Source organism: Geobacillus sp. ZGt-1 (assembly GCF_001026865.1).
Classification (GTDB): Bacteria; Bacillota; Bacilli; order Bacillales; family Anoxybacillaceae; genus Geobacillus; species Geobacillus thermoleovorans.
The window spans coordinates 1-784 of sequence record NZ_LDPD01000084.1 but is presented as its reverse complement, the minus strand read 5'-3'; the positions used below and the strand labels follow the sequence as shown (position 1 = coordinate 784).

Annotated in this window: 1 pseudogene; it reads right to left on the bottom strand. The window is 47.4% G+C overall.

Annotated features, from left to right (window positions below):
* Positions 1-579: pseudogene (locus VU18_RS15665) on the bottom strand (hypothetical protein); the annotation flags it as partial.
* Positions 580-784: the final 205 nt, after the last annotated feature.

Sequence of the window (784 nt, the reverse complement as noted above, 5' to 3'; positions counted from 1 at the left end):
CCCCACATAGCTAAGCTGTTCATAAAAATAGTTCTCTACCGCCTTCCACAGCGGCAAGGCCTTGTATGGGACCGGCTCGATAAACCAAACGCATACGATTCCGCGACCCGAGAAAATGATGAGATTAGGTTCAGGCAAGATATTGTCATGGAATACCTCGATGTCCAGCTTCCCGACCACCCACTCCGGCTCATAGCCAATCGTATGGCAATCCACATCCACATACAGAGCCCTCAGCTGCCTTATATTTTCGATTCTTCGTTGAGGCTTATAAAAGGTGTTCTGACTGAAATAGACGTCCTCTCCGAGCCATTTAGGCAGTTCTACAGCCAATTCGTTGGGCTGGTAGTGATACTGCCTCCATCCCCCGTCCGGTTCCTTCTTCGCCAGCGTGATCCATCCTGAGGCGCCTCGATGCTGAAACGCCACATGGCGCTTTGCACGATCCAAAGGGGAAAGTTCCATATTCTCGAGCTTAAAATTCTCCACCAAACGCCCTCCCTGCATGGGAAACAACCGCATAGCCATGCAAATGCGAGATGCGATCATTATGCAGAAAGACAGCGGCCGTTCCTTCAAAATTTACACACCATTCATAGAAAAAGGGAAAATAAGAATGCCATGAGGATAAATCGAGGCCTCTTGAACATAAAGGGGCTCAGGCGGTTGTGGAATTCGACACTTTACTTCAAAATCCTTCATTTATTTCAAAAATCATCAAATCAACTAGCAAAAATGCCTTTTTGATCGCCTCTTCCAAAACACCGGCGACCCGTAGTCTTTT